General features: G+C 64.2%; 21 protein-coding genes. 9 read left to right on the top strand and 12 right to left on the bottom strand.

Annotated elements, in window-relative coordinates; genetic code table 11:
* Positions 1-4 precede the first annotated feature (4 nt).
* Positions 5-817, top strand: a complete 813-nt coding sequence (locus ACSVHC_RS13270; protein WP_437771590.1) for a methylenetetrahydrofolate reductase — start codon at positions 5-7, stop codon at positions 815-817.
* A gap of 35 nt (positions 818-852) precedes the next feature.
* Here the strand turns inward: ACSVHC_RS13270 and ACSVHC_RS13265 are convergent, their stop codons facing one another.
* On the bottom strand, positions 853-1,569 hold the full coding sequence (locus ACSVHC_RS13265) for an anti-sigma factor family protein (protein ID WP_437771591.1): 717 nt from the start codon (positions 1,567-1,569) through the stop codon (positions 853-855).
* Positions 1,566-2,066 carry a sigma-70 family RNA polymerase sigma factor gene (locus tag ACSVHC_RS13260; RefSeq protein WP_059389901.1) on the bottom strand — a complete coding sequence of 167 codons (501 nt, stop codon included), beginning with the start codon at positions 2,064-2,066 and terminating at the stop codon, positions 1,566-1,568. The genes ACSVHC_RS13265 and ACSVHC_RS13260 overlap by 4 nt, the downstream gene beginning before the upstream one ends.
* Positions 2,067-2,220: 154 nt before the next feature.
* Here ACSVHC_RS13260 and ACSVHC_RS13255 point away from each other — a divergent pair, with 154 nt between their 5' ends.
* Positions 2,221-2,775: a COG4315 family predicted lipoprotein gene (locus tag ACSVHC_RS13255; RefSeq protein WP_437771592.1), complete on the top strand. Its 555-nt coding sequence runs from the start codon at positions 2,221-2,223 to the stop codon at positions 2,773-2,775.
* Between the two features lie 114 nt (positions 2,776-2,889).
* On the opposite strand, the gene ACSVHC_RS13250 is transcribed toward ACSVHC_RS13255, so the two are convergent.
* Positions 2,890-3,738, bottom strand: coding sequence for a DMP19 family protein (locus ACSVHC_RS13250; protein WP_439181003.1), 849 nt, complete (start codon positions 3,736-3,738; stop codon positions 2,890-2,892).
* 104 nt (positions 3,739-3,842) lie between these two features.
* Complete coding sequence (locus ACSVHC_RS13245; RefSeq protein WP_439181002.1) at positions 3,843-3,971, bottom strand: hypothetical protein; 129 nt, start codon at positions 3,969-3,971, stop codon at positions 3,843-3,845.
* A 32-nt stretch (positions 3,972-4,003) separates the two neighbouring features.
* On the opposite strand from ACSVHC_RS13245, the gene ACSVHC_RS13240 reads away from it, so the two are divergent.
* Positions 4,004-7,405: a DEAD/DEAH box helicase gene (locus ACSVHC_RS13240; protein ID WP_437771594.1), complete on the top strand. Its 3,402-nt coding sequence runs from the start codon at positions 4,004-4,006 to the stop codon at positions 7,403-7,405.
* A 165-nt stretch (positions 7,406-7,570) separates the two neighbouring features.
* Positions 7,571-8,206 carry a CG0192-related protein gene (locus ACSVHC_RS13235; protein ID WP_437771595.1) on the top strand — a complete coding sequence of 212 codons (636 nt, stop codon included), beginning with the start codon at positions 7,571-7,573 and terminating at the stop codon, positions 8,204-8,206.
* Between the two features lie 4 nt (positions 8,207-8,210).
* Here the strand turns inward: ACSVHC_RS13235 and ACSVHC_RS13230 are convergent, their stop codons facing one another.
* From ACSVHC_RS13230 to ACSVHC_RS13200, 7 genes are all read right to left on the bottom strand, one after another.
* The gene (locus ACSVHC_RS13230; RefSeq protein ID WP_269995195.1) at positions 8,211-8,633 is read right to left on the bottom strand and encodes a heat shock protein transcriptional repressor HspR; all 423 of its coding nucleotides are present in this window, start codon (positions 8,631-8,633) and stop codon (positions 8,211-8,213) included.
* A gap of 29 nt (positions 8,634-8,662) precedes the next feature.
* Entirely contained in the window at positions 8,663-9,628 is a 966-nt protein-coding gene (locus ACSVHC_RS13225; RefSeq protein WP_437771596.1) for a DnaJ C-terminal domain-containing protein, read from the bottom strand.
* 233 nt (positions 9,629-9,861) lie between these two features.
* Positions 9,862-10,542 carry a nucleotide exchange factor GrpE gene (locus ACSVHC_RS13220; RefSeq protein ID WP_437771597.1) on the bottom strand — a complete coding sequence of 227 codons (681 nt, stop codon included), beginning with the start codon at positions 10,540-10,542 and terminating at the stop codon, positions 9,862-9,864.
* Between the two features lie 2 nt (positions 10,543-10,544).
* Entirely contained in the window at positions 10,545-12,425 is a 1,881-nt protein-coding gene (gene dnaK, locus ACSVHC_RS13215) for a molecular chaperone DnaK (RefSeq protein ID WP_437771598.1), read from the bottom strand.
* Between the two features lie 297 nt (positions 12,426-12,722).
* The gene (locus tag ACSVHC_RS13210; protein WP_437771599.1) at positions 12,723-13,583 is read right to left on the bottom strand and encodes a DUF817 domain-containing protein; all 861 of its coding nucleotides are present in this window, start codon (positions 13,581-13,583) and stop codon (positions 12,723-12,725) included.
* A complete protein-coding gene (locus ACSVHC_RS13205) occupies positions 13,576-14,397 on the bottom strand; it encodes an oxygenase MpaB family protein (protein WP_437771600.1) in 822 nt (273 codons plus the stop codon). Before ACSVHC_RS13205 ends, ACSVHC_RS13210 begins: the two co-directional genes overlap by 8 nt.
* 52 nt (positions 14,398-14,449) lie before the next feature.
* Positions 14,450-15,175 carry a TetR/AcrR family transcriptional regulator gene (locus ACSVHC_RS13200; protein ID WP_437771601.1) on the bottom strand — a complete coding sequence of 242 codons (726 nt, stop codon included), beginning with the start codon at positions 15,173-15,175 and terminating at the stop codon, positions 14,450-14,452.
* A gap of 157 nt (positions 15,176-15,332) precedes the next feature.
* On the opposite strand from ACSVHC_RS13200, the gene ACSVHC_RS13195 reads away from it, so the two are divergent.
* The gene (locus tag ACSVHC_RS13195; protein WP_437774093.1) at positions 15,333-16,268 is read left to right on the top strand and encodes an NAD-dependent epimerase/dehydratase family protein; all 936 of its coding nucleotides are present in this window, start codon (positions 15,333-15,335) and stop codon (positions 16,266-16,268) included.
* Here the strand turns inward: ACSVHC_RS13195 and ACSVHC_RS13190 are convergent.
* The gene (locus ACSVHC_RS13190) at positions 16,244-18,421 is read right to left on the bottom strand and encodes an MMPL family transporter (RefSeq protein ID WP_439181388.1); all 2,178 of its coding nucleotides are present in this window, start codon (positions 18,419-18,421) and stop codon (positions 16,244-16,246) included. The genes ACSVHC_RS13195 and ACSVHC_RS13190 overlap by 25 nt on opposite strands.
* A gap of 105 nt (positions 18,422-18,526) precedes the next feature.
* On the opposite strand from ACSVHC_RS13190, the gene ACSVHC_RS13185 reads away from it, so the two are divergent.
* Genes ACSVHC_RS13185 through ACSVHC_RS13170 form a run of 4 tightly spaced genes read left to right on the top strand, consistent with a single transcriptional unit; the run spans position 18,527 to position 21,560 of the window.
* The gene (locus ACSVHC_RS13185; protein WP_439181001.1) at positions 18,527-19,063 is read left to right on the top strand and encodes a MarR family winged helix-turn-helix transcriptional regulator; all 537 of its coding nucleotides are present in this window, start codon (positions 18,527-18,529) and stop codon (positions 19,061-19,063) included.
* Between the two features lie 17 nt (positions 19,064-19,080).
* Positions 19,081-19,776, top strand: a complete 696-nt coding sequence (locus tag ACSVHC_RS13180) for a hypothetical protein (protein ID WP_437771604.1) — start codon at positions 19,081-19,083, stop codon at positions 19,774-19,776.
* A gap of 13 nt (positions 19,777-19,789) precedes the next feature.
* Entirely contained in the window at positions 19,790-21,067 is a 1,278-nt protein-coding gene (locus ACSVHC_RS13175; protein WP_437771605.1) for a phage tail sheath family protein, read from the top strand.
* Between the two features lies 1 nt (position 21,068).
* Positions 21,069-21,560 (top strand): phage tail protein, encoded by a 492-nt coding sequence (locus tag ACSVHC_RS13170; RefSeq protein WP_439181000.1) that lies wholly within the window; start codon positions 21,069-21,071, stop codon positions 21,558-21,560.
* The last annotated feature ends 157 nt before the right edge of the window (positions 21,561-21,717 follow it).

The raw sequence follows: 21,717 nt of genomic DNA, 5'->3' as shown, positions 1-21,717 counted from the left end.
CAGCATGTTCCCCACCCGGATTGAAATCATTCCCTCAGACGGAATCGTTGAGAAAGTCCAGGCCGCAGTGCCGCTTTCCACAACGCTCACAGTCACCTGCTTGCCCCATCACGGCATCGCGCGGACCATGGAGGCTTCCGTCAAGCTCAGCCTCCTGGGCTACAACGTGATTCCGCACGTCTCGGCGCGCGGGCTGGAGCACAGGGCGCAGCTTTCCGGCATCCTCCGGGACTGCGGGGCCGTCGGGATCACGGAGGTCTTCGCCATCGGTGGAGACGGACCTCTTGGTGCCGGCCCCTACCGATCGAGCCTTCCCCTCTTGGCGGACATCGCCGAGTACACCGGTGGCACCATCACAGCGGGCATCGCCGGTTACCCCGAGGGGCATCCTTCCGTGAGCGGGCTGGACTTGCTGGACGCACTGTTGGCCAAACAACACCTGGCGACGCACGTTGTCACGCAGATGTGCTTCTCCACCCCGACGATCCTCGACTACTCAGCACTCCTGCGCCGGGAAGGCGTCGAGCTTCCCGTATGGGCTGGGATTGCCGGGGCAGTTCCCCGGACCAAACTGCTGGCCCTGGCAACCCAGATCGGCGTCGGGACATCCCTGAAGTTCCTCAGCAATAAAGGAACCCTCGCCCGCAAGCTTCTCGGCGGAGACAAGTACTCACCGCAAGGCCTGGTTTCCGAACTCACTGCGCACCCGGACGGCGTCGCGGGAATACATCTCTACAGTTTCAACCGACTGGACATGCCCACCTGGGAGCGAAACGACCTGCCCGATCCTGAAGCCAGCGAACCTGCGTCCGCCTGACCGCTCACCGCTGACCACCTAGGTCCTGGGGACCCCTAGCTCCCCGGGACCGAAATCACGGCGACGGTCTTCTGGTTGTCATCGCGCAGTTCCACGCCCGAAATCCCGGCAAGCTGGACCGGCGTCGCGCCCGTGACCTTGATGTGGCCGCTGGACGTCGCGGTCCAACCGCAGGCCATTTCTTCCGTGCCGTCGCGACCCTTGACCCACAGGTACATCGTGCCTTGCGGCGGCATGCTGCGGCCTTCCAGTTGCAGCTCGGTTCCCCACGCCTTCCTGACGAGCCCCACAGTGAGCTGCAGGCCGTTGTCCGTCTGCACCGAGTAGCTGGCGTCAGGTTTAGGTGGCTGGTTCAACACCGGCCCGGCCAGTATGCCCAAGCCAAGGCAAGCGGCGGCCACGGCACCCACCAGAGCCGCCCACCGGCGTCGCGATTTCCGTCGCCGTGCTGCCATTTTCAAGAGAATCGGCTGCGGGAGCCTTTCCGAAAAAGCCCCCATTAGTGAGCGAGCGTCGGAAGCAGCGGGCGGAACTGCAGCGGAGGGCTCGACGGCGGGCCGCCCGGCGGCGAGCGCGACGGCGTCGGGCACGGGGACGGCGTCGAGGAGGGCCGGAAGGCTCTCCAGCTCCCCCAGCTCGAGCCGGCAATCAGCGCAGCGTGCCAAGTGCTCCTCGAAAACCCGGGCCTCGGCAGGTTCGAGGCCGCCGAGCAAGTAGGCGCCCAGCAATTGGTGAAGTCCGGTTTCGTTCACCGCTGCACCCCCATTTCATCGAGAATCGTGCGAAGCGCCCTGACGGCGTAGAAGGCCCGGGATTTCACCGTGCCGCTGGGGATGTTGAGCCTCAGCGCGGCCTCGTTCACCGTGAAACGTTCGTAATGCAGGGCTACCAGAACCTCCCGGTGTTCGGTGCTGAGCCGCAGGAGCGCCTCCTCCATGAGGACCCGGTTGAGGAGCTCGTCCACCCGCTCGGTGGCCTCCTCCGGGTCCGCCATGTCGCGTTCGGCAGCCTCTGCCGGGCGCCGCTGGGCCTTGCGGTAGTTGTCGATGATGACATTGCGGGCAGTGCGGAACAAATAGCTGCGCAGGCTGCCGGTGATCTGCGGGGCGTGTTGCCACACGCGAAGGATGGTTTCCTGCACCACGTCCTCAGCCAAGTGCGCATCCGGCGTGCAGCTCAGAACGAAGCGGCGCAGCGCTGTGCCGTGGTCGCGATAAATCGCGGCCACCACATCCTCGTCGAGCGGCATCGGCGCCTCCTTGGTGCTCGGCTTCCCCTTCTCCTGCGATACGACGTGCCCGCCACGAAAAAGGTTCAAGCCCCCTGAACCATTCTTCACCTGGCGGCGTCGTACGGGTTAGCTTCCGGCACGTCCACGGCCGGTGCAAGCGAAGGAGCAAACCATGAAGAAGCAACTCGGCACCGGGCTCGGCATTCTTGCTCTGGCCATCGCCCTCACTGGCTGTGGAGGAAGCCCCGGCTCGTCTTCCACGTCCTCGAGCGCCACCAGCCCCAGTTCCGCGGCGTCGGCGAGTTCAAGCGCTCCGGCGTCGAGCACTCCTGCTGGAGCGGCGGAACTGAAGACGGCGTCGTCGAGCGTCGGCGAGAGAGTGGTTGCTGCGAACGGCAAGAGCGTCTACTTCTTCGCGAAGGACGTCAAGGGTTCCGGCAAGAGCGCTTGCACCGGCGGCTGCGCCACCAGCTGGCCCGCCGTGACAACGACGTCGAAGACGCCGGCGGTTGACGGGGTGGGCGGAACCATCGGCACCATCCCCACGGCAGACGGCAAGATGCAGATCACCATCAACGGGATGCCTATCTACTTCTTCTCCAAGGATGAAGACTCCAGTGACACCTACGGCCAAGGCGTGGGTGGCGTGTGGTTCCTGGTCAGCCCATCCGGTTCCATGCTCACCCCGAGCAGCAGCACCCCAAGCGGCAGCAGCATGGGCTACTAAAACCCTCGCTCACTTTTGCACCCCAAAAGGCAAACGCTCGCTCAGATCTTTCCGGACCGGCCGGAAGATCTGAGCGAGCGTTTGTCGAAAAGGCCTCAAAGGTGAGCGGGCGTTTTAGGCGTCTTCGAACTCTTCAGCGTCCTCGAACTCGACGGCCGCGATGATTTCCTTCGTCTCAGGGTGGATCATGAAGGCTTCGTCGTCCTCTTCGATCATGATGTAGTTGCCGTGGTCCGTGGTGAAGTGCCAGGCGAGGATAGTCTCGCCGTCGTGCTCGTAGTTGGGATCGCCCATGGTGATCTTCTCCAGCTGGTAGCCGGCAACGTCGCACAGTTCACGGATGATGAGCGCGAATTCAGGGGCGTTCTCAAGTTCCGCTTCGGCTGCCTCGGCCTGGCGCTCTTCGAGGTTCGGGATGAGTGCTACACGCTCGGCGATGTGAGCCTTCAGCTGCTCCTCGTCCAGGTAGAGCACGCCGTCCTGGCTGCGGAGCCACGCTGCGTTGAGTTCGATGATGTCCTCGGTCTCCAGGAGGGATTCGAATTCGCCGTCGAGGGCTTCGAGTTCAGCAACGGCTTCCGGTGCCACTTCGGACTCGTCAAGGTCGCCGTCCAGGTAGGCCTCGGCGTCTTCCTCGGACAGGGCGTCGAAAGCTGCGGCGGTGCGGTTGAACAGCTCAAGGTGGCCTTTGGCGCCCATTCCTTCGAGGCCTTCGCGGACAAACGCATCCACCTCTTCGCGTTCCGGGACCGTGAACACGTACTGCGCGAAACCGCCCGCGAGTGCTTGGGTCAGGTAGTAGTCCACAAAGTAGCTGCGCAGAGCATTGGTAGCGATTTCCTCATGGTTGAGGAGCTCCTCGTACATCTCGTTGACCACGGTGACGTTCGCGTCCACAACGTCGGCGCTGTCGGCCTCGATGCTGTCCTTCGTCAGAACGACGGGGTTCTCATTGCTGGTCATGGGATTTCCTCACTGCTAGGAAGCTTGTGCTGCTCCGGACCCTTTCAACGTACGCGGGGGCGGTTGTCGGGCAAGCTAGGCAGAGGTGAACGTCCGGCAAAGTTTCAGGGCTGCTGCGTCGGCGCACCCTGGCTGCTGCGGAGCGAAGTGAGTGAGGCGGCATGGGCCCACGCCGCCCGGGTTCCCTGGCTGAGCGGAGCGAAGTGAGGGAGGCGGCGGGGACTAGGATTCATAGATAGCCTCCTTCCGAAAGTAGCCCTAACGAATGCCTTCCCACTCAGACGACTCCTGGGAACTGGCGATTCAGACACCCGCCATTAACGACCGCTCCCTGGCGGCCGGCCTCGCCTATGCCATGGGAAGCCGGGTCAGCAGCATCACTTTCGATTCCGCCACGGGATTGATGATGGGCAAGGTCAGGGGCAGTGGCCCGTCAGCGTATTCGACGTCGGCCAAGCTGGTCCGCAAGCCCGGCGGCTGGAGCTGCACCGTCGGCGTGTGCAGCTGCCCGGTCCGCAAGGACTGCAAACACGTGGCCGCACTTCTCTTCGCTGCCGAGGACCATCCCGCCGTGCGGGCACAGTTGCTCAGCGCGCCGGCGTTCGGGCAGACGGCCCAAACAGGGGGAATCGTGCAGCGGCCGGCCTGGGAGCAGGCGCTCAGCAAACTCATCGCCACTCCGGGCGCCGCCCCGCAGGGCCAGGGCCTCCCCTTGGCCCTGGCGTTCGAGGTGGAAGAGCCGGCCCCGCACTTCTCCTACACAGGCCGGCGCGATCCGCTCCGGAGCGTGCGCCAGCTCAAGGCCCGCCCGGTGATGATGGGCGCCAAGGGCAAATGGATCCGGGGCGATGTTTCCTGGACGAACCTGAACTACCTCGGCTACAAGCGCGAGTTCAACGAAGCGCATATCGACTGGATGCAGAACTTCCTGGCCGCGCATTCCACTGCGGACTACCGGCAGCTCACTTCGAGCATGTGGATGCTCCTCAACGAATTCGCCGGCAAGAACTTGTGGAGCCTCCTGGTCGAAGCCGACAAGATAGGGGTTTCGCTCATTCACTCCGGCGGGACCGAGCCGGTCCGCATTGCTGCGGAGCCCGCCGTCGTCGGGCTTGACCTTAGCCGGCCCGACGACGGACTGCAGCTCGCGCCGTCGGTGACCTTGGGCACGGACGCCCTTGATCCGGCGACCTTGGGCTTGATCGGCCGCCCGGCACATGGCTTGTTCTTCACGGGTCCCGGCGAGGGCCACTTGCCCGGGGTATCGGCACCCGAGAACCTCATCACGCTGGCTCCGTTGGAGGGCGGTGAGTCGCAGGAACTCCTCGATTTCGTCATGGGCGCATCCCGGCTCCAGATCCCGGCGAAGGACGAAGAGCGGTTCCTCACGGCCTTCTATCCGAAGCTCAAGCAGTCCACCCGGGTCACGGCAGCGGACCATTCAGTGGAGTTGCCGGTCCTCGCCGTGCCCACGCTATCCCTTCTGGCGAACTACGGTGCTGACCACCGGGTGCGGCTGCACTGGGAGTGGCACTACAAGGCCGGCAAGCTCGTGACTGCCCAGCCCCTCTGGCGGCACCCGGACGACCACGGCTACCGCGACGACGCCGAGGAGGCCCGGATCCTTGAGTCCCTGGGCCGGCTTTGGGACGTAGTCGCCGCGCTGGGCGAATCATCGAGCGGCGGATGGGGGGCTCCACGGCTGGCCGCCTCGGTAGCGCTGGACGGCCTGGACACCCTGGCCTTCACCGAGGAGTTGCTGCCCCGGCTTCGCGAGCTGCCGGACGTCGTCGTGGACACGTCCGGCGAGATCGCCGACTACCGCGAGGCCACCGAGGCTCCCGTCGTCTCCATCTCGACCAAGGCCACCGACAGCCGCGACTGGTTCGATCTCGGCATCGTCATCACGCTCGAGGGCGAACCTGTGTCCTTCGCCGCGGTGTTTTCCGCCCTCGCTGCCGGCCAGAGCCGGATGTTGCTGCCCAGCGGAGCCTATTTCTCGCTGGACCTGCACGAGCTGCACCAACTCCGCGCGCTGATCGACGAAGCCAGGTCCTTGCAGGACAACCCGGACAGGCACGGCACCCTGCAGATCAGCCGCTTCCAGGCCGGGCTCTGGGATGAGCTCGCACAATTGGGGATCGTCGACGAGCAGGCGGCCGCATGGCGCGAGGCCGTGGGCGGCTTGCTCGACGACGGCGTGACCGGGCTCCCGCTGCCGGGCTCGCTCGATGCCGAGCTCCGTCCCTATCAGCTGGAGGGTTTCAACTGGCTGAGTTTCCTGTACCGTCACAGCCTGGGCGGGGTCCTGGCCGACGACATGGGCCTCGGCAAGACGGTGCAGGCGATTGCTTTGATGTGTGCGGCGAAGGAGCAGGCTGAATCCGACGCCGGCACCGCGGGCGGCACGGGCGGCTCGGGCGGCGGCGCCCCCTTCTTGGTAGTGGCGCCCACCAGCGTCGTGGGAAACTGGGCCGCGGAAGTGCAGCGCTTCGCGCCCGGTTTGAGCATCAAGACCGTGGGAGAGACCTTCGCCAAGAGCGGCGCGGATCCGCAGGAAGCCATGGCCGGGACCGACGTCGTCATCATTTCGTACGCGCTGTTCCGGATCGACTACGAGGCCTACGCAGCCAAGGAATGGGCCGGGCTGATGCTCGACGAAGCCCAGTTCGTCAAGAACCACCAGTCCAAGGCGTACCAGTGCGCCCGCAAACTTCCGGCATCCTTCAAGCTGGCCATCACGGGAACGCCGCTTGAGAACAACCTCATGGAGTTCTGGGCGCTGACCTCGATCGTCGCACCCGGGCTGTTCTCCAGCCCGCGCCGCTTCGCGGAGTACTACCAAAAGCCGGTCGAAAAGAACGGCGACAAAGCCCAGCTCGCCAAGCTCCGCCGTCGGGTCCGCCCCCTCATGATGCGCCGCACCAAAGAGCAAGTCATCAAGGACCTGCCGCCCAAGCAGGAGCAGGTGCTGGAAGTGGTACTGAACCCGCGGCACCAGAAGGTGTACCAGACGCACCTGCAGCGTGAGCGGCAGAAAATCCTGGGGCTCATCGACGACGTCAATAAGAACCGCTTCACCATTTTCCAGTCGCTCACCCTCCTGCGGCAGCTCAGCCTGGATGTCTCCCTCGTGGACGAGTCCTTGTCCGCCGTGCGCTCGTCCAAGCTGGATGTGCTGTTCGAACAGCTGGAAGACATTGTTGCCGAGGGGCACAGGGCGCTCATTTTCAGCCAGTTCACGGGGTTCCTGGGCAAGGTCCGGGAGCGGCTCGACGCGGAGGACATCGAATATTGCTACCTCGACGGCAGCACCCGGAACCGGGCCGACGTCGTGAGCGAATTCAAGAACGGCGCGGCGCCTGTGTTCCTTATTTCCTTGAAGGCCGGCGGCTTCGGCCTGAACCTGACCGAGGCCGACTACGTGTTCCTGCTGGACCCATGGTGGAACCCCGCGTCCGAAGCGCAGGCCGTGGACCGCACCCACAGGATCGGGCAGGCGAGGAACGTGATGGTCTACCGATTGGTCGCCAAGGACACCATCGAGGAAAAAGTCATGGCGCTCAAGACCAGGAAGTCGCAGTTGTTCGCGGATGTGATGGAGGGCGATGCCTTGTCCGGTGGTGCCCTGACGGCGGAGGACCTGGCGGGCTTGTTCGCGGAGTGAGGGTTCGCCCCTGCGACGCAGAAACAACCACCAAGGTGGGCACTATTCACTTTTAATGCCACAAATGTGAATGAGGAGCGAGCAACTCACCGTTCCAAAGACTAGAAGACCTTTCCTTGATTCGCCCCTGAAGCAACTGATTCGAGGTGGCTTAGGCTGGACCGCATGGCTATCATCCATCGAGCAACCCTGAGTCCCAGCAAACTTGAACTCATCGAAAAGTACTTACCCGTCCAGTCATGGTTCAACAACGATGGCTCGGCGCCGCCCGAACTGCTTGGGGCACACCGCTTCGATGATCCGGACGGCGAAGTCGGCCTCGAGACCCACTTGGTCTCCCACGGCGGCAAGGTCTACCAGGTTCCCCTGAGCTACCGTGGTTCGGAATTGCCCGGGGCAAAGGACTCGCTTCTTGGCACCATGGAACACTCCGTTTTGGGCACGAGGTGGGTGTACGACGCCTGCGCAGATCCCGTCTACGTCGTTGCCCTGGCCACCGCAATGCTCACGGGACAGCAGGAAGCCGAACAGTTCGTGGACGTGGACGGCATGCTGGAGCCACGCAGGAGTTCGGTAAACGTCAAAGGCAGCGGAACGCCCGGTGGCGAAGTCCCGGCGCTGAGCCCGGCAGCTCCGATCACCGAAGACGGCGTCACCAGGATCGACGCCGGTGAGCTCACACTGCTGGTGAACCGTGTCCTCGATCTGGGTACACAGGGTTCGGAAGATTCGGCTTCCCTGAGAGGTACATGGGCCGGACAGGAAGCGCCGGTGCTGCTGGCATCCCTCTCGCAGGCCTAGAGGACTACTCCCCCGGTCGCGGCCGCCAGACCACAACTGCCTGGGACCGCGCCCGGGGGCGCTGACCGCGGGCCAGGCTGACGACGTCGCCGGCTGCTCCCGCCGCGAAGACGCGGGCCTCCATCGGGCTCCGCCGGCGCTGCAGTTCCTCGCTCAACTCGGCCACGCGGAACTGCAGCGCGGCCACCTGGTTTTCGAGCTCGAGGATGCGTTTGATGCCCTCAAGGGACACGCCCTCGTGGGAAAGCCGCTGGACCTCGCGCAAGCGGTCGATATCGCGCTGGGAGTAACGCCTGGACTTGCCCGGGGCACGGCTCGGCGACACGATGCCGAGGCGGTCGTACTGCCGCAGGGTCTGCGGGTGCATGTCAGCCAGTTCGGCCGCAACGGAGATGACGAAGATCGGCTGGTTGATGTCGATGCCCATGCCTACGTCCCCTCCCATGTGTTCTGCCGCTACAAGCGGGCCTTGGCGGCCAGGTCGTGGCGAGGATCCGCGTCGGCGGTGGCCGCGGCGAACGCCTTGACAGCCTCCTCGGCCTGTTTGTTGAGGTTCTGCGGGACAGAGACGTCGATCGTCACCAGCAGGTCTCCGGTGCCCTTCGAAGTTTTGACGCCGCGGCCCTTGACCCGGAGCGTGCGGCCGGAAGGCGTACCGGCCGGGACGCGGACGGTGACAGTGTCGCCGTCGAGCGTTGGCACGTGGATGTTGGAACCCAAGGCGGCCTCCGCGAACGTGACCGGCACATGGATGCGGATGTTGTCGCCGTCGCGGTTGAAGAAATCGTGGGGCTTGACGTTCACCGTGATGATGAGGTCCCCGTTGCCGGCTGCGCCGGGGTTACCCTTGCCACGCTGGCGGACCTTCTGGCCGTCCCTGATGCCCGCGGGAATCTTGACGTCGATGACGTTCCCGTTGCTTTCGCGCAAGCTCACCGTGGTGCCGTGAATAGAGCCGGCAAAGGAAATTGAAGTGGACGCCGTACGGTCGCTGCCTTTTTGGGGCGCGCGCTGGAAACCGGTCTGTCCACCGCCGAAGCCGCCGCCGAACAGGTCAGCGAACTCTGGAGGGATACCGCCGGCCCCTGCAGGCTGGCGTGCGCCGCCGCCGAAAAGGCCGCCGAACAGGTCCTCGAAGCCGCCGTTGGCCGGCCCGCCGCGAGCTGCGCCCGGAGCGAAGCGTGCCCCGCCCATGGCGCGAATGGCATCGTACTGCTGACGCTCCTCGGCATCCGAGAGCACCGAATAGGCCTCCGAGATGTCCTTGAACTTCTTCTCCGCAGTAGCATCCCCGGAATTGGTATCCGGATGGTACTTCCGCGCAAGCTTGCGGTACGCCTTCTTGATGTCAGCGTCAGAGGCGTCCTTGGCGACACCAAGGATGGCGTAAAAATCCTTCTCAACCCAGTCCTGGCTGGCCACTCGGCTTCTCTCTTTCGTCTGTGTATACGGTTGCGTGCGCTACGCGATGCATAGGCCCCCGCCCCTTCCCGGGGCCTATGCATCGCTTCGCGCCTGCTGTCATCTCACCTCAGGCGAGCTTACAGCGGGCGCGAAGCCGGATATGGGGCGGCGGTGTGGAGGGCACCGCGAAGCGGGCACCGCCCCATATCCGGCGAAGCGCCAAGGTGAGCACACCTAGCGCGTTGAGAACCTCAGGCCGGCACAGCCACGATCACTTGGGCCGCGCGCAGCACTCGGTCGCCGGAGCGGTAGCCGGAGCGCAGCACTTGGCTGACGGTGTCTACTTCGATGTCCTCGCCCGGCTGCTGGATGAGGGCTTCGTGGATCGTGGGGTCGAAGTCGACTCCGGTTTCCGCGATGCGCTCCAAGCCGTACGTCTTCAGCGCGTTCTCCAGCTTGGCGGCGATCGCGGCGAACGGGCCGTCCACGAGGTCGCCGTGCTGGCGGGCGGCGTCGACGTCGTCCAGCACCGGCAGCAGGGAGTTCAGGACGCCGATGACGGCCATTTCCCCAGCGACGGCGCGGTCGCGTTCGACGCGCTTGCGGTAGTTGACGTACTCGGCCTGCAGGCGCAGGAGGTCGTTGCGGAGTTCCGCGGCCTCTGCTTCTGCAGCGGCACCGGGGGCCACCGACTCTTCAGCCGGAACCTCCATGCCGTTGAGGATTTCCTCAGCCTGGGACAGGGCGTCGCCCTCGGCGGCAGCGGCGGAGGCAGCTGCCGATCCTTGGGGGTGGCGGGCGGCCCCGGTCTCCGGGTCAACCTTGCGGTTATCCCGGATGACCGGCTTCTGCTGACCGGCTCCTTCACGCTCGTCGTGCTTGCCCTCGTTGTTGGAAGGTGAGTGCTCTGCGTCGTTGCCGTGGTGAGGCATGCTTACTTCTTCTTTTCGTCTTCGTCGATGATCTCGGCGTCAACGATGTCCTCATCGCCGGAGGCAGAACCCGACTTGGCACCGGCGTGAGCGCCTTCGGCACCGGCGGCGCTGCTTGCGCCATCCGGGGAACCGGCGTGTGAGTAGATCGCTTCGCCGAGCTTGGACTGCGAGTGCTGCAGCTTCTCGAAAGCGGTCTTCACTGCTGCGTCATCGGTGCCCTCGAGGGCCTTCTTGAGGGCATCGACGTCGGCCTTGACCTCGGTCTTGACCTCTTCCGGCAGCTTCTCGTCGTTTTCGGCGATGAGCTTGTCCACGGAGTAGGCGAGCTGCTCGGCAGTGTTGCGGGTGTCGGTAGCCTCGCGGCGGGCCTTGTCCTCGGCTGCGTGTTCCTCGGCTTCACGGACCATGCGGTCGATGTCTTCCTTGGACAGCGCGGTGCCGCCGGTGATGGTCATCGACTGTTCCTTGCCGGTGCCCTTGTCCTTGGCGGAGACGTGGACGATGCCGTTGGCATCGATGTCGAACGTGACCTCGACCTGGGGGACGCCGCGCGGTGCCGGAGCGATGCCAGTCAGTTCGAACGTGCCCAGCGGCTTGTTGTCGCGGGTGAATTCACGCTCGCCCTGGAAGACCTGGATGGCCACGGACGGCTGGTTGTCGTCAGCGGTGGTGAAGGTCTCGGAACGCTTGGTGGGAATGGCCGTGTTGCGCTCGATCAGGTGCGTCATGACACCGCCCTTGGTTTCGATGCCGAGGGACAGCGGGGTGACGTCGATCAGGAGAACGTCCTTGCGCTCGCCCTTCAGCACGCCGGCCTGCAGTGCTGCGCCAACGGCAACAACTTCGTCCGGGTTGACGCCCTTGTTGGGCTCCTTGCCACCGGCGAGTTCCTTGACGAGGTCGTAAACGGCGGGCATGCGGGTGGAACCGCCCACGAGCACGATGTGGTCGATTTCGGAGAGCTTGATGCCGGTCTCGGCGATGACGTCGTGGAACGGCTTCTTGGTGCGCTCAAGCAGGTCCTTGGTGAGGTCCTGGAACTTGGCGCGGGTCAGCTGCTCATCCAGGTGGACCGGGCCGTCGGGGGTGACGGAGAGGTACTGGAGGGAGACGTTGGTGCTGGTGGAGGAAGAGAGTTCCTTCTTGGCCTGCTCCGAAGCCTCGCGCAGACGCTGGAGGGCGATCTTGTCCTTGGAAAGGTCGATGCCCTTGATCTTGAGCTGGTTCAGCAGGTAGTCAACAACGCGCTGGTCCCAGTCGTCGCCGCCGAGGCGGTTGTCGCCGGCAGTGGCGCGGACCTGGATGGTGGAGAAGCCGTCTTCGTCCTTGCCGACTTCCAGCAGGGAGACGTCGAACGTTCCGCCACCAAGGTCGAAGACCAGGATGAGTTCGTCTTCCTTGCCCTTGTCCAGGCCGTAGGCAAGTGCTGCGGCGGTGGGCTCGTTGACAATGCGGAGAACGTTCATGCCGGCAATTTCGCCGGCTTCCTTGGTGGCCTGGCGCTCGGCGTCGTTGAAGTAGGCCGGGACGGTGATGACAGCGTCGGTGACCTTTTCGCCGAGGTAGCTCTCGGCGTCGTTCTTCAGCTTCATGAGGATACGCGCGGAGATTTCCTGCGGCGTGTACTTCTTGTCGTCAATGGCGACGGACCAGTCGGTGCCCATGTGGCGCTTCACGGAAGCGATGGTGCGGTCGATGTTGTTGACGGCCTGGCGCTTGGCGATTTCGCCCACCAGGACTTCACCGGACTTGGAGAATGCAACGACCGACGGCGTGGTGCGGCCACCCTCGGCGTTGGCAATGACGGTGGGCTCGCCACCTTCGAGAACAGAGACGACGGAGTTAGTGGTTCCGAGGTCGATACCTACAGCGCGTGACATATGTTGCTTCCTTTCAATGGCCGACGATCGAGATTTCACCCGATTCCGCTACCCGTCAAGGGCTTGGAGGGCGGGGAGCACTCAACCTTCGGCTAGTTGAGCGTTCTGCACTCAACTGTACTCAGGCCTCATTCAATGTCAATCTAAAGTTGAGTCGAGTGCACTCAACTCTGCCGAATGCGGGTCAAGAAACCCCGGAAACACAGGGATGTAAGGCCGATTTCGCCGTGGGAGAACGCCTGAGGGCCGACGTCGAACTCGCGGGAAGAGTGCCGGTTCGCGAGTGGCCCTCCTGTGTCAGGCCAACGCCTCATCCGGCGGCATCGGCTTGTACACCCATGCCACCAGCACCACGGAGATGATCATCAGGAGGAACCACGAGACGAGCTTGTCCGGGGACACCAAGTGCCAGCCATCCAGTTGGCTCGGATACAGCCAGGCGTGCGACCAGGTGGCGATGTTCTCGGCAATCCAGATGAAGAGCGCCACCAGCAGGAATGCCAGGACCAGCGGCATCCGGAGTCGATGCCGAAACACCCGGAAGTACATGACGCACCGGCCATAGATCACGACGACGGCGGCCAGCAGGACCCAGCGGGCATCAACGATGTAGTGGTGGGAAAAGAAGTTCACATAGACGGCCGCAGCCAGGACCGCCGTGATCCAACGCCTTGGATACCTGGCGAAGCGCAGGTCGAAAACCCGGTAAACCCGCACCATGTACGAGCCGACCGCCGCGTACATGAAGCCACTGAAGAGGGGAACGGCGCCGACGCGGAGAACACCCTCGGCTTCATACGACCACGAGCCGACGTCGGTCTTGAACAACTCCATGACCGTTCCCACGAGGTGGAAGAGCACGATCACCCTGAGCTCGCGCAAGGTTTCCAGCTTCGTGGCCACCATCAGGACTTGGATCACGACGGCGGCGATCGTCAGGAAATCGTTCCTCGCGAGCCCGGCGTTGGCTGGATACCAGAGGTGGGCACCGAAAATGACGGCAAGGAGCGAAGCGCCGAAGATACACGCCCACGCCTGCTTGAGGCCGAAGACGGTGAACTCAGTGAGCCTGGATCGAAGTCCTCGGGCCGGGGCACCGCCCAGGAAGCGGCTCGCGCTCCCGTCGATAAGTTCCTCTACCGCCGTGAGCTCACGCATCGGCGCGCTGCTGGCCGGCGCGTCCCTCGCCAGGGCGGAGCTCGCCCGATCCGAGCCGGCCAAGATAGTAGTTCTTCGGCCAATGCCTGACTTTCTCCGGCAGCTTTGGGTAAGCCGCTGCCAAAAGGCGCATGGTGCCGTCGAAGCTGCGCCGATGCAGGGCATTCCAAGGCAGCCCGAATCTCGCGCGAAGCCGCTCCGGCAGCAGGCCGGCGGTCAGCAGCCGGACCAACGGCATGCTCAAGCGCATCAAAAACGGCCCGCTCGCGGGGTAAAGGAGCTCGTGGGCCACCCGCAAAGCGGCTGCATCCGGTTCGAGGTTCCTCAGGCATTCATCCCGATAGCCCGCGAAGGCGGAGCGGTCGGCAGGCCAGAGCTCGGCGGGAAGCTGCAACGCCGTCCCGATCCGCGCATACTCACGGTAGACCCGATCGGCCGTGTCGTCGTCGAGGGCTCCATGGACCTTTTCGTAAACGGTGACGGCGGTGTCATAAAGGGTTGCCACGACCCAGAGCTGGGATTGCGCGTCAAAGGCGTTGTATCCGGGGGCGGAATCGTCCGCTGGCCGGCGAACCGGGGCGTGCGCACGATTCACAGCCCGGCGCACCGCGGCCAATTGCTCGTCCGAGCCATAGACCACAGCGTAGACGTACGTCATGGTGGCTCGCAGCCGGTCCAATGGCCGTTCGGCGAAGTTGCTGTGCTCGGCGACGCCGTGACCGACCGCGGGATTGGCGATCTGCATCAGGATGGCGCGCCCCGCTCCGGCGAGCAAAACGCCCTCCGCGCCGATGTCAGCAAGTCCGCGAGCCATGCAGTTACTGTACCTTCGGGCACGGGCTTTCATGCACGGTTGCGGGGGGCGGCTACAGCCCCACGATCCCCTGCAGAACCTTGAGCTGGTGCTCAAACAACTCGTCGCGCGCGGCGAAAGTGTCGGCTCCGTATTGGCCGAACACCTCGAAGCTGACCGCCCCGAAAACCGACGTCCACACCAGCACGCCCCTGGCCAACGCGGGTTCGGGAACGGCCACTCCCAGATCGGCCCGGATGGCCGCCAGGTCTGCGGCAAGGGCTGGAGGAACGACGACGGCGGGCCCAGCGTCGGCAGCCAAGGCACCTGCGCGGTAAGCGGCGTCGAAGATCCCCACCATCCGGTAGATCACCCGCGTTCCGGGTTCCGTAGTGCGCTCGGCGGGCGCTTGGTATCCGGGGACCGGGCTGCCGAACAGGAGGGCATACCTCGCCGGCTCGCGCAGGGCCCACTGACGAACGGCCCGCCCGAGCGCCAGGAATCTGCCGCTGTAGTCACCCTCGGGGAGGGCGTCGACGGCGGCATCCACCTCATCGCCCAGCTCGCCGTAAGCGTCAATCAGCAAGAGAGTCAAGAGTTCGTCGCGGCTCTCCACATAGCGGTACACGGCGGAGGACACCACGCCGAGATCGCGCGCGACAGCCCTGAGTGACAAGCCCGCGGCGCCATGCAAGGCAAGGTGTTGGCGACCCAGCCGGATGATGTCCGCCACGGTCTGGGCCCGGGCCCGCTCCCGGGGCGTCGATTGTCTGGCCGCTGCGGCTAAGAGGTGGTCCATGCATCCAGCATCCCACAATAGAGAGCACTGGAAACAAATGTGAGCAGTGCTCTTGACAAGGAATTGGAATGGGCTCATCCTGATTTCAGAGAGCACTGCTCTCGAATTAGATTTCAGCCCAAGAACTAAATCCCCCAAGCAGAAAGTGAGCAACACCATGTACGTCGTCACCGGAGCAGGCCCCGTGGGATGGACCATCGCCGAGCAACTCGCGGACCGCGGCGAAAACGTGCGCGTCCTGACGCGCTCAGGCAGCGGACCTGACCACCCGCTGGTCGAAAGGCTCCGCATCGATGTTTCGGACCCGGCCAAGTTGGCGGAAGCCCTCGACGGCGCCACGGCCGTCTTCCACTGCATCCACGGTTCTGCCTACCGGGCCAAAGCCTGGGCGGCCGAGCTTCCCGGAGCGGAGCAAGTGGTGATGGACGCCGCTGCGGCGGCAGGCGCCGTCGTCGTCTTCCCCGAGAGCCTTTACTCCTACAGCGAGCCGGACAAGACCATCACCGAAAGCAGCCCCCGCGAAGCGACCGGCGGCAAGCGCGGCATCCGCTCGGCCCTGTTGAAGGCCCGGCAAGCCCACCCGGCAAATACCGTTAGCGTGACGGCGGGCGATTTCTTCGGGCCACGAGCCCGCATGGCGCACGCCGGCGAGCGCATGGTCCCCCTCGTCCTCAAGGGCAAGACGGTCCAGGTTCTCGGAAGCGCCGAGCAGCCGCACTCTTTCACGTACGTCCCGGATCTTGCCGCAGCCATGATCGCCGCGGCCCAAAAGCCCGAACTCTGGAACTCCGTGCTGCATGCCCCCACGGGTCCGGCAATGACGATGCGGGAAATTGCCGGAAACTTCGCGCGTGCGGCCGGCGTTCCCGAACCGAAGCTGAGCGTGGTCCCAGGCTGGCTGCTCCGGGCCCTCGGCCTGTTTTCAACCGACATGCGGGAGCTGGCCGAAATGTTGTACCAGTTCGAGCGTCCGTTCGTCATGGACTCCACAGCGAGCCAGGCCAAGCTCGGGCTGGAACCGACGCCGCTTTCAGACACGATGGCGGCGACCGTGGCCTGGTGGCGGGATCAGGAAGCCGTGGCTGCCCGCTGATTGTCCTTCGACGCCGGATCGCGTGCCAGGCGTCCCGGCCACCAGATGCGCCGGCCAATGTCGTAAGCCAAGGCAGGCACCAACAGGGAGCGCACGATCGTCGTGTCGAGCAGCACTCCGAACGCCACAATGAAAGAGATCTGTGCAAGGAAGAGGATCGGGATGACCCCCAGGGCAGCAAAAGTGGCGGCAAGAACGACGCCCGCAGAGGTAATCACCCCGCCAGTTGCACCGAGGCCCTTCAAGATACCGTCGCGAGTTCCGTCGAGCTTCGACTCTTCCCGGACACGCGTCATGAGGAAGATGTTGTAGTCGACGCCGAGGGCCACGAGGAATACAAAACCGAAAAGCGGAACCGAGGCATCCGCTCCGGGGAATCCAAACACATGGTTGAACACCCAGGCCGACACGCCCAATGCCGCCGCATAGGACAGCACTACAGTGCCGATCAGCAAGAGTGGCGCCAAAACGGACCGCAGCAATGCCATGAGCACCAACAGGATGACCGCCAAGACGATCGGGATGATGCGCCACAAATCAGACTGTGCGCTGGCATTGGTGTCCACAGCTGTGGCCGTGGTTCCTCCCACCAAGGTTCCGGGGGCCTTGTCATGAAGCTTCAGCCGGAGCGCGGCGATGGTCTGCTCGGCCTTCGCCGAATCGGCCTCGGAGGACAGGGTGGCGTTGATCAGCACCCGGCCGTCCCGCACCAAGGGGGCAGTGTCCATCGCGGCTTCCGCCAGCGGGCGGACGCCGGAATCCGGTTGCGCGGCAACCATGGATGCATCCGAGATGCCTTCCTGGGCTTTGACCCCGGCAAATACCGCGGCCGCCGCCTTTTCGTCGGCCACAACCACCACCGGGCTTCCCGCACCGGCGGGATAGTGCCGGCCCAATGCCACTTGGCCGTCTACCGCCTCAGATTTGCTGAGGATGAGTGCCGACTGTGGAACACCGCTGGCCTGGAGCTGCAACAGGCCCGCGGCACAGACCACTAAAACGGCAGCTGTGCCCAGCCATACGGCCCTGGGTCGCCTGGCTATGATGCTTGCCAGAAGCCTCCAGCCCCGGGGAATGCCGGAGTTGGCTGGGACTTTCCTCGGGGTACGCGGCCAAAATGCGGACCTGCCGAGCAAGCCGAGCGCAGCAGGAAGCAGTGTCAGGCTGGCCACCATTGAAAAGCCGATTCCGATTGCGCCGATGGGCCCCAGTCCGCGGTTTGAATTAAGTTCCGAGAAGAGCAGGCAAAGCAGCGCCAAGGCGACAGTTGTCCCCGATGCCAGGATTGCCTCAAAGCTGCCCTTGTATGCGCGTCCCACAGCCGACCATTTGTTCGTCATGTGGCCCAGGGCCTCACGGTATCGGGCCACAAAGAGGAGGGCGTAGTCAGTGGCTGAGCCGACCACCAGGATGGACAGGATCCCTTGGCTTTGTCCCGTCAATTGGATTGTGCCCGCCTTCGCCAAGGCAAAGACCACCAGAATGGAACCGCAAAGCGCGAAAACGGCAGTAAGGAGCACCACAAAGGGCAGCACCACGGATCGGTAGACCGCTAGCAGGATGACCAAGACGGCACCGAGTGCCGCGAAAAGCAGTATCCCGTCGATGCCCCCAAAAGCGCTGACCAGATCGGCGAGGAAGCCCGCCGGTCCCGTCACGTAGGTGGTTGTTCCAGCGGCGAGTGCCGCCCCGGCCGCAAAATCCGTCGCCTTTGCACGAAGCGATTGGATGCTCCCTTTGACACCGCTTCCTTCCTCCACCGGGACGATGAACTGCGCCGCCTTGCCATCCGCGGACGGAATCGGCCCAACCGTCGACGTCGAGTGGCTGACCCCCTCGACAGCAGACAGCTGGGTGCCGAGGTACGCCAATCGGGCCAGTTGAACGGGTGAAAGCTTCTCAGGAGACTCGATCAGGACCACCGCAGGAACACTGCCGCTGGAAGTGAACTTGCTTTGCCATTCACGGGCCTCGGTGGATTCGGCGCTGGCTGGCAGGAAGGATGATTGGTCGTTGCTGGACACCTCACTGAGCTTTCCAAAGGTAGGTCCGCCGATTCCGCCGACCACTATCCACGCCACCAGCGATAGCACCGCCCCCGCCAACCACCACCGCGAACTACTGCGTCGACCGGTTCCAGTCCGCTTGTCCATCATGCCCACACCCTTCCTAACTACTTCCATGACGAAATATATCTATCATGGAGATAATTGGTCAATGGCATCCCGGTGGGATAATTTGAGGCTGAAGGAGGCCTCATGGATGACAATCAGCACGTCCGGTCCGCGGCTGTACTCCTCGGGCTACTCCAGCAGTTCACGGTCGAAACGGAGCGGTATGTGGAGGCCATCAGCAACCGCCACCACCTCCATCGAACAGACCTGAATGCATTGGCGGCCATGGTGGCCGCCGCCCGCGAGGGAAAGACCATGACTCCCGGGGCGCTCCGAGCAGCGCTCAACCTGAGCTCACCGGCAACAACCGCGCTCGTGGATCGGCTGGACCGGGCGGGCCACCTCGCACGCCGACGCAGTGAGAAGGACCGCCGGCAGGTTCATCTGGAGATGACCGATTCCGCGCGCGCCACCGGCAGCGAATTGTTTTCTCCCCTGGCGGGCGCCATCGCCCCGGTGATCGACGCGCTTTCGCCGGAAGAACTCCACATCGTCATGACTTTCATGCAAGGCGTCATCGAGGCCACCATGACGGCCCGCAAGGATGTAACGCCCGACAGCGAACCATCGAATGGAGTTATTCCTGAGGTCCCAGTGACTCACAGGGCAGTGCGGGAGTAACGTAGAGCACGTCGGCTATGCTGGACCACTTTGTGGACTGGGGTGTCACCGTGGGTGTTGTGAGATCATCGTTGACCGAGCTCCTCGGAGTACTTTCCGACGCCGTTTCGCCCGAGCGTGTCCGCTTCGATGACGGCTCAGAACCACCTACCAGTCAATCCACCGATGCACCTGTTACGGTCCACGCCGTCGCCATGAACAGGGTTGGCCGCTCCAGGAGGGAAGGCCCCTTGCTGGACCTTGAGCTGAAAGTAGCCGTGGAATGCCACGGCCCCACGCAACTGGACAACATGGAGAAGCTCCTGATTGCGCTCGAGCAAAACACCCAGTACTCAGTGGTCTCCAGCGGGGAATTCCAGCCGGACGAATATGATGCCGGCATCCGACAAGGAATCGGTTTCTTGATCCGCATCCCCGTAGGGATACGTCTCGACGAGCCTTTCGGCCCGCCGGTCACCGAGCCCCTCGTCGCCACGACTACCGTGGCCCGCCGGATTCATGGCCGGCTGGTCGACGTCCATAACAAAGGCATCCCGGATGCCTACATCCGCCCGCATTCGTCCGTCAACGCCGTCGTGAGCGATCCCACCGGCCATTTCGAGGTACTGGCCTCGGCGGACGAACTCCAGCACTTTGTCGTGGCAGTCCGCGGCACTGAACGTGAAGTCTCAGCAGACACGAGCAGCCTGCCGGTCATCATCCGGTGGGAGTGAAAGGGGGCATCCCATGGCGAATTACCAGGCGCCGGGAGTGTATGTACAGGAAGTGCCCAGCGGTGCGCGCTCGATCGGCCAGGTCAGCACTAGCATTGCAGGTTTTGTAGGAGTTTCCCCGGACCCCTTGGCGTACCCGGATGAGGCCAGGGTACTGGACAACTGGACCCAGTTCGTCGACCAGTACGTCGGTAAGGCCACGCAGGGAACTCCACTGTCCAACGCCGTCTTCGGGTTCTTCGCCAACGGCGGCAGCCGCTGCTACGTGGTCAACATCGGCACAGGCGGCAGCCTCACCGGTACCGCCGCGAACCCAACCGGGGTGACCTTGTTCGAGGCGATCGACGACATCTCCATGGTGGCGGCCCCAGGATTCGCCGACGTCGACGCTTACGCCGCGTTGCAAGCCCACGTGGAGCATCCCTTGCGGCAGGACCGCATGGCGATCATGGATACTCCGGAGAAAGTGGATGACGTCGGAGCCCTCACCCGGGCGGCCACCTCCGGCGTGCCGGACGCTCCAAAGTCCACCGATTCGAAAGCGGAGGAGGGCAAGACCGACGATGACCAGGCCGATGACCGCAAGCCTGGCTCACCCAGGGCCACGGGCGAGGACGCACTCGGTGCTCCCCAGTCTCCAGGCGGCTACACAGCGTTGTACTTCCCCTGGATTGTCATGACGGACCCGGTGTCCGGCAAGAAGGTGACCCAGCCGCCGTCGGGCCATGTCGCCGGGGTGTGGGCGCGCGTGGACGCGACGCGCGGCGTCCACAAGGCCCCTGCCAACGAACCCATCCAAGGCGCTCTGGACCTTGTCCGGCGGGTCAGCCGCGGCGAACAGGAAGTGCTGAACCCCGCTGGGGTGAACTGCATTCGCTACTTCCCGGGCGAAGGCATCCGCATCTGGGGCGCCCGGACCAAGGCACCCGAAGCGAGTGAGTACCGCTACGTCAACGTCCGCAGGTTGACCAACATGATCAAGGAATCCGTGGCCGACGGCACGCGTTGGGTGGTCTTTGAACCCAACGACCACACCTTGTGGAAGTCCATTCGCCGCGACATCGGCGCATTCCTGACCAATGTATGGCGAGACGGGGCGCTGTTGGGGACCACTCCTCAACAGGCCTTCTTTGTGAAATGCGACGAAGAGACCAACCCGCCCGAAGTCCGCGATGCCGGGCAGGTTGTCACGTTGATCGGCATCGCGCCCGTCAAACCCGCCGAGTTCGTGATCTTCAAGCTCATGCAATCGGCAGACAACACCAGCGAGACTGAGAGCGCAGGAGCCTGAAATGAGCACCCAGCCAGGCACCCCCGCCCCCGCTGCCCAGCCCGGAAACGTGGTGGATCCTTACCGCGCCTACAACTTCAAGCTCGTCATCCAAGGCGTGGTCCAGGGACATTTCACCAAGGTCGAAGGACTCGGGCTGAAAATCGACCGCATCCTGTACCGCTCCGGCGGCGAGAACAGAACGGTCCGGGTCATTCCGGGACAGGTCGAATACACCCCGGTGACGCTTCGCTACGGGCTGACCGACTCCACCGAAATGCTCCAATGGCTCTTCAAAGCCGTGGACGGCCATGTGGAGCGCCGCAACGTCTCCATCGCCATGCTCAACGACGCAGGATCGGTGGAAGTCCGTCGCTGGAATCTGCTGGGCGCCTGGCCGTGCGACTGGTTCGGAGCCCCCTTGGATGCCCTCGGCAAGGACCTGGCCATCGAGTCCCTCAGCATTGCGTACGACCGCTTGGAGCTCGATGATGCCCGCGCTCCCGTGGCTTGATGGGAGGTGGCGCCGTTCGGCGGCTCGGCGGCTGCGGGGGCTCGCCGAAAGGCTCGAACCGCCGCCGCACCCTGACGCCTCGGCTGGTGATCGGCCCGCTGGAGTAGTTGGAACGGAGGGCGGGGTTGGAACGGAGCGCCCGGCGCCGGTGCGCAGA

This window comes from Arthrobacter sp. KNU-44 (assembly GCF_051843155.1).
GTDB lineage: Bacteria > Actinomycetota > Actinomycetes > Actinomycetales > Micrococcaceae > Arthrobacter.
Note: the sequence above shows the minus strand (reverse complement) of the source record. Positions and strands in the feature narration are given on the sequence as shown.

Excerpts from the sequence above, each read along its gene's own strand:
- ACSVHC_RS13270 (WP_437771590.1), top strand. The coding sequence starts at position 5 with ATGTTCCCCACCCGGATTGAAATCATTCCCTCAGACGGAATCGTTGAG.
- ACSVHC_RS13260 (WP_059389901.1), bottom strand. The coding sequence starts at position 2,066 with ATGCCGCTCGACGAGGATGTGGTGGCCGCGATTTATCGCGACCACGGC.
- ACSVHC_RS13255 (WP_437771592.1), top strand. The coding sequence starts at position 2,221 with ATGAAGAAGCAACTCGGCACCGGGCTCGGCATTCTTGCTCTGGCCATC.
- ACSVHC_RS13250 (WP_439181003.1), bottom strand. The coding sequence starts at position 3,738 with ATGACCAGCAATGAGAACCCCGTCGTTCTGACGAAGGACAGCATCGAG.
- ACSVHC_RS13245 (WP_439181002.1), bottom strand. The coding sequence starts at position 3,971 with ATGAATCCTAGTCCCCGCCGCCTCCCTCACTTCGCTCCGCTCAGCCAG.
- ACSVHC_RS13240 (WP_437771594.1), top strand. The coding sequence starts at position 4,004 with ATGCCTTCCCACTCAGACGACTCCTGGGAACTGGCGATTCAGACACCC.
- ACSVHC_RS13235 (WP_437771595.1), top strand. The coding sequence starts at position 7,571 with ATGGCTATCATCCATCGAGCAACCCTGAGTCCCAGCAAACTTGAACTC.
- ACSVHC_RS13230 (WP_269995195.1), bottom strand. The coding sequence starts at position 8,633 with ATGGGCATCGACATCAACCAGCCGATCTTCGTCATCTCCGTTGCGGCC.
- ACSVHC_RS13220 (WP_437771597.1), bottom strand. The coding sequence starts at position 10,542 with ATGCCTCACCACGGCAACGACGCAGAGCACTCACCTTCCAACAACGAG.
- dnaK (WP_437771598.1), bottom strand. The coding sequence starts at position 12,425 with ATGTCACGCGCTGTAGGTATCGACCTCGGAACCACTAACTCCGTCGTC.
- ACSVHC_RS13210 (WP_437771599.1), bottom strand. The coding sequence starts at position 13,583 with ATGCGTGAGCTCACGGCGGTAGAGGAACTTATCGACGGGAGCGCGAGC.
- ACSVHC_RS13205 (WP_437771600.1), bottom strand. The coding sequence starts at position 14,397 with ATGGCTCGCGGACTTGCTGACATCGGCGCGGAGGGCGTTTTGCTCGCC.
- ACSVHC_RS13200 (WP_437771601.1), bottom strand. The coding sequence starts at position 15,175 with ATGGACCACCTCTTAGCCGCAGCGGCCAGACAATCGACGCCCCGGGAG.
- ACSVHC_RS13195 (WP_437774093.1), top strand. The coding sequence starts at position 15,333 with ATGTACGTCGTCACCGGAGCAGGCCCCGTGGGATGGACCATCGCCGAG.
- ACSVHC_RS13190 (WP_439181388.1), bottom strand. The coding sequence starts at position 18,421 with ATGGACAAGCGGACTGGAACCGGTCGACGCAGTAGTTCGCGGTGGTGG.
- ACSVHC_RS13185 (WP_439181001.1), top strand. The coding sequence starts at position 18,527 with ATGGATGACAATCAGCACGTCCGGTCCGCGGCTGTACTCCTCGGGCTA.
- ACSVHC_RS13180 (WP_437771604.1), top strand. The coding sequence starts at position 19,081 with ATGCTGGACCACTTTGTGGACTGGGGTGTCACCGTGGGTGTTGTGAGA.
- ACSVHC_RS13175 (WP_437771605.1), top strand. The coding sequence starts at position 19,790 with ATGGCGAATTACCAGGCGCCGGGAGTGTATGTACAGGAAGTGCCCAGC.
- ACSVHC_RS13170 (WP_439181000.1), top strand. The coding sequence starts at position 21,069 with ATGAGCACCCAGCCAGGCACCCCCGCCCCCGCTGCCCAGCCCGGAAAC.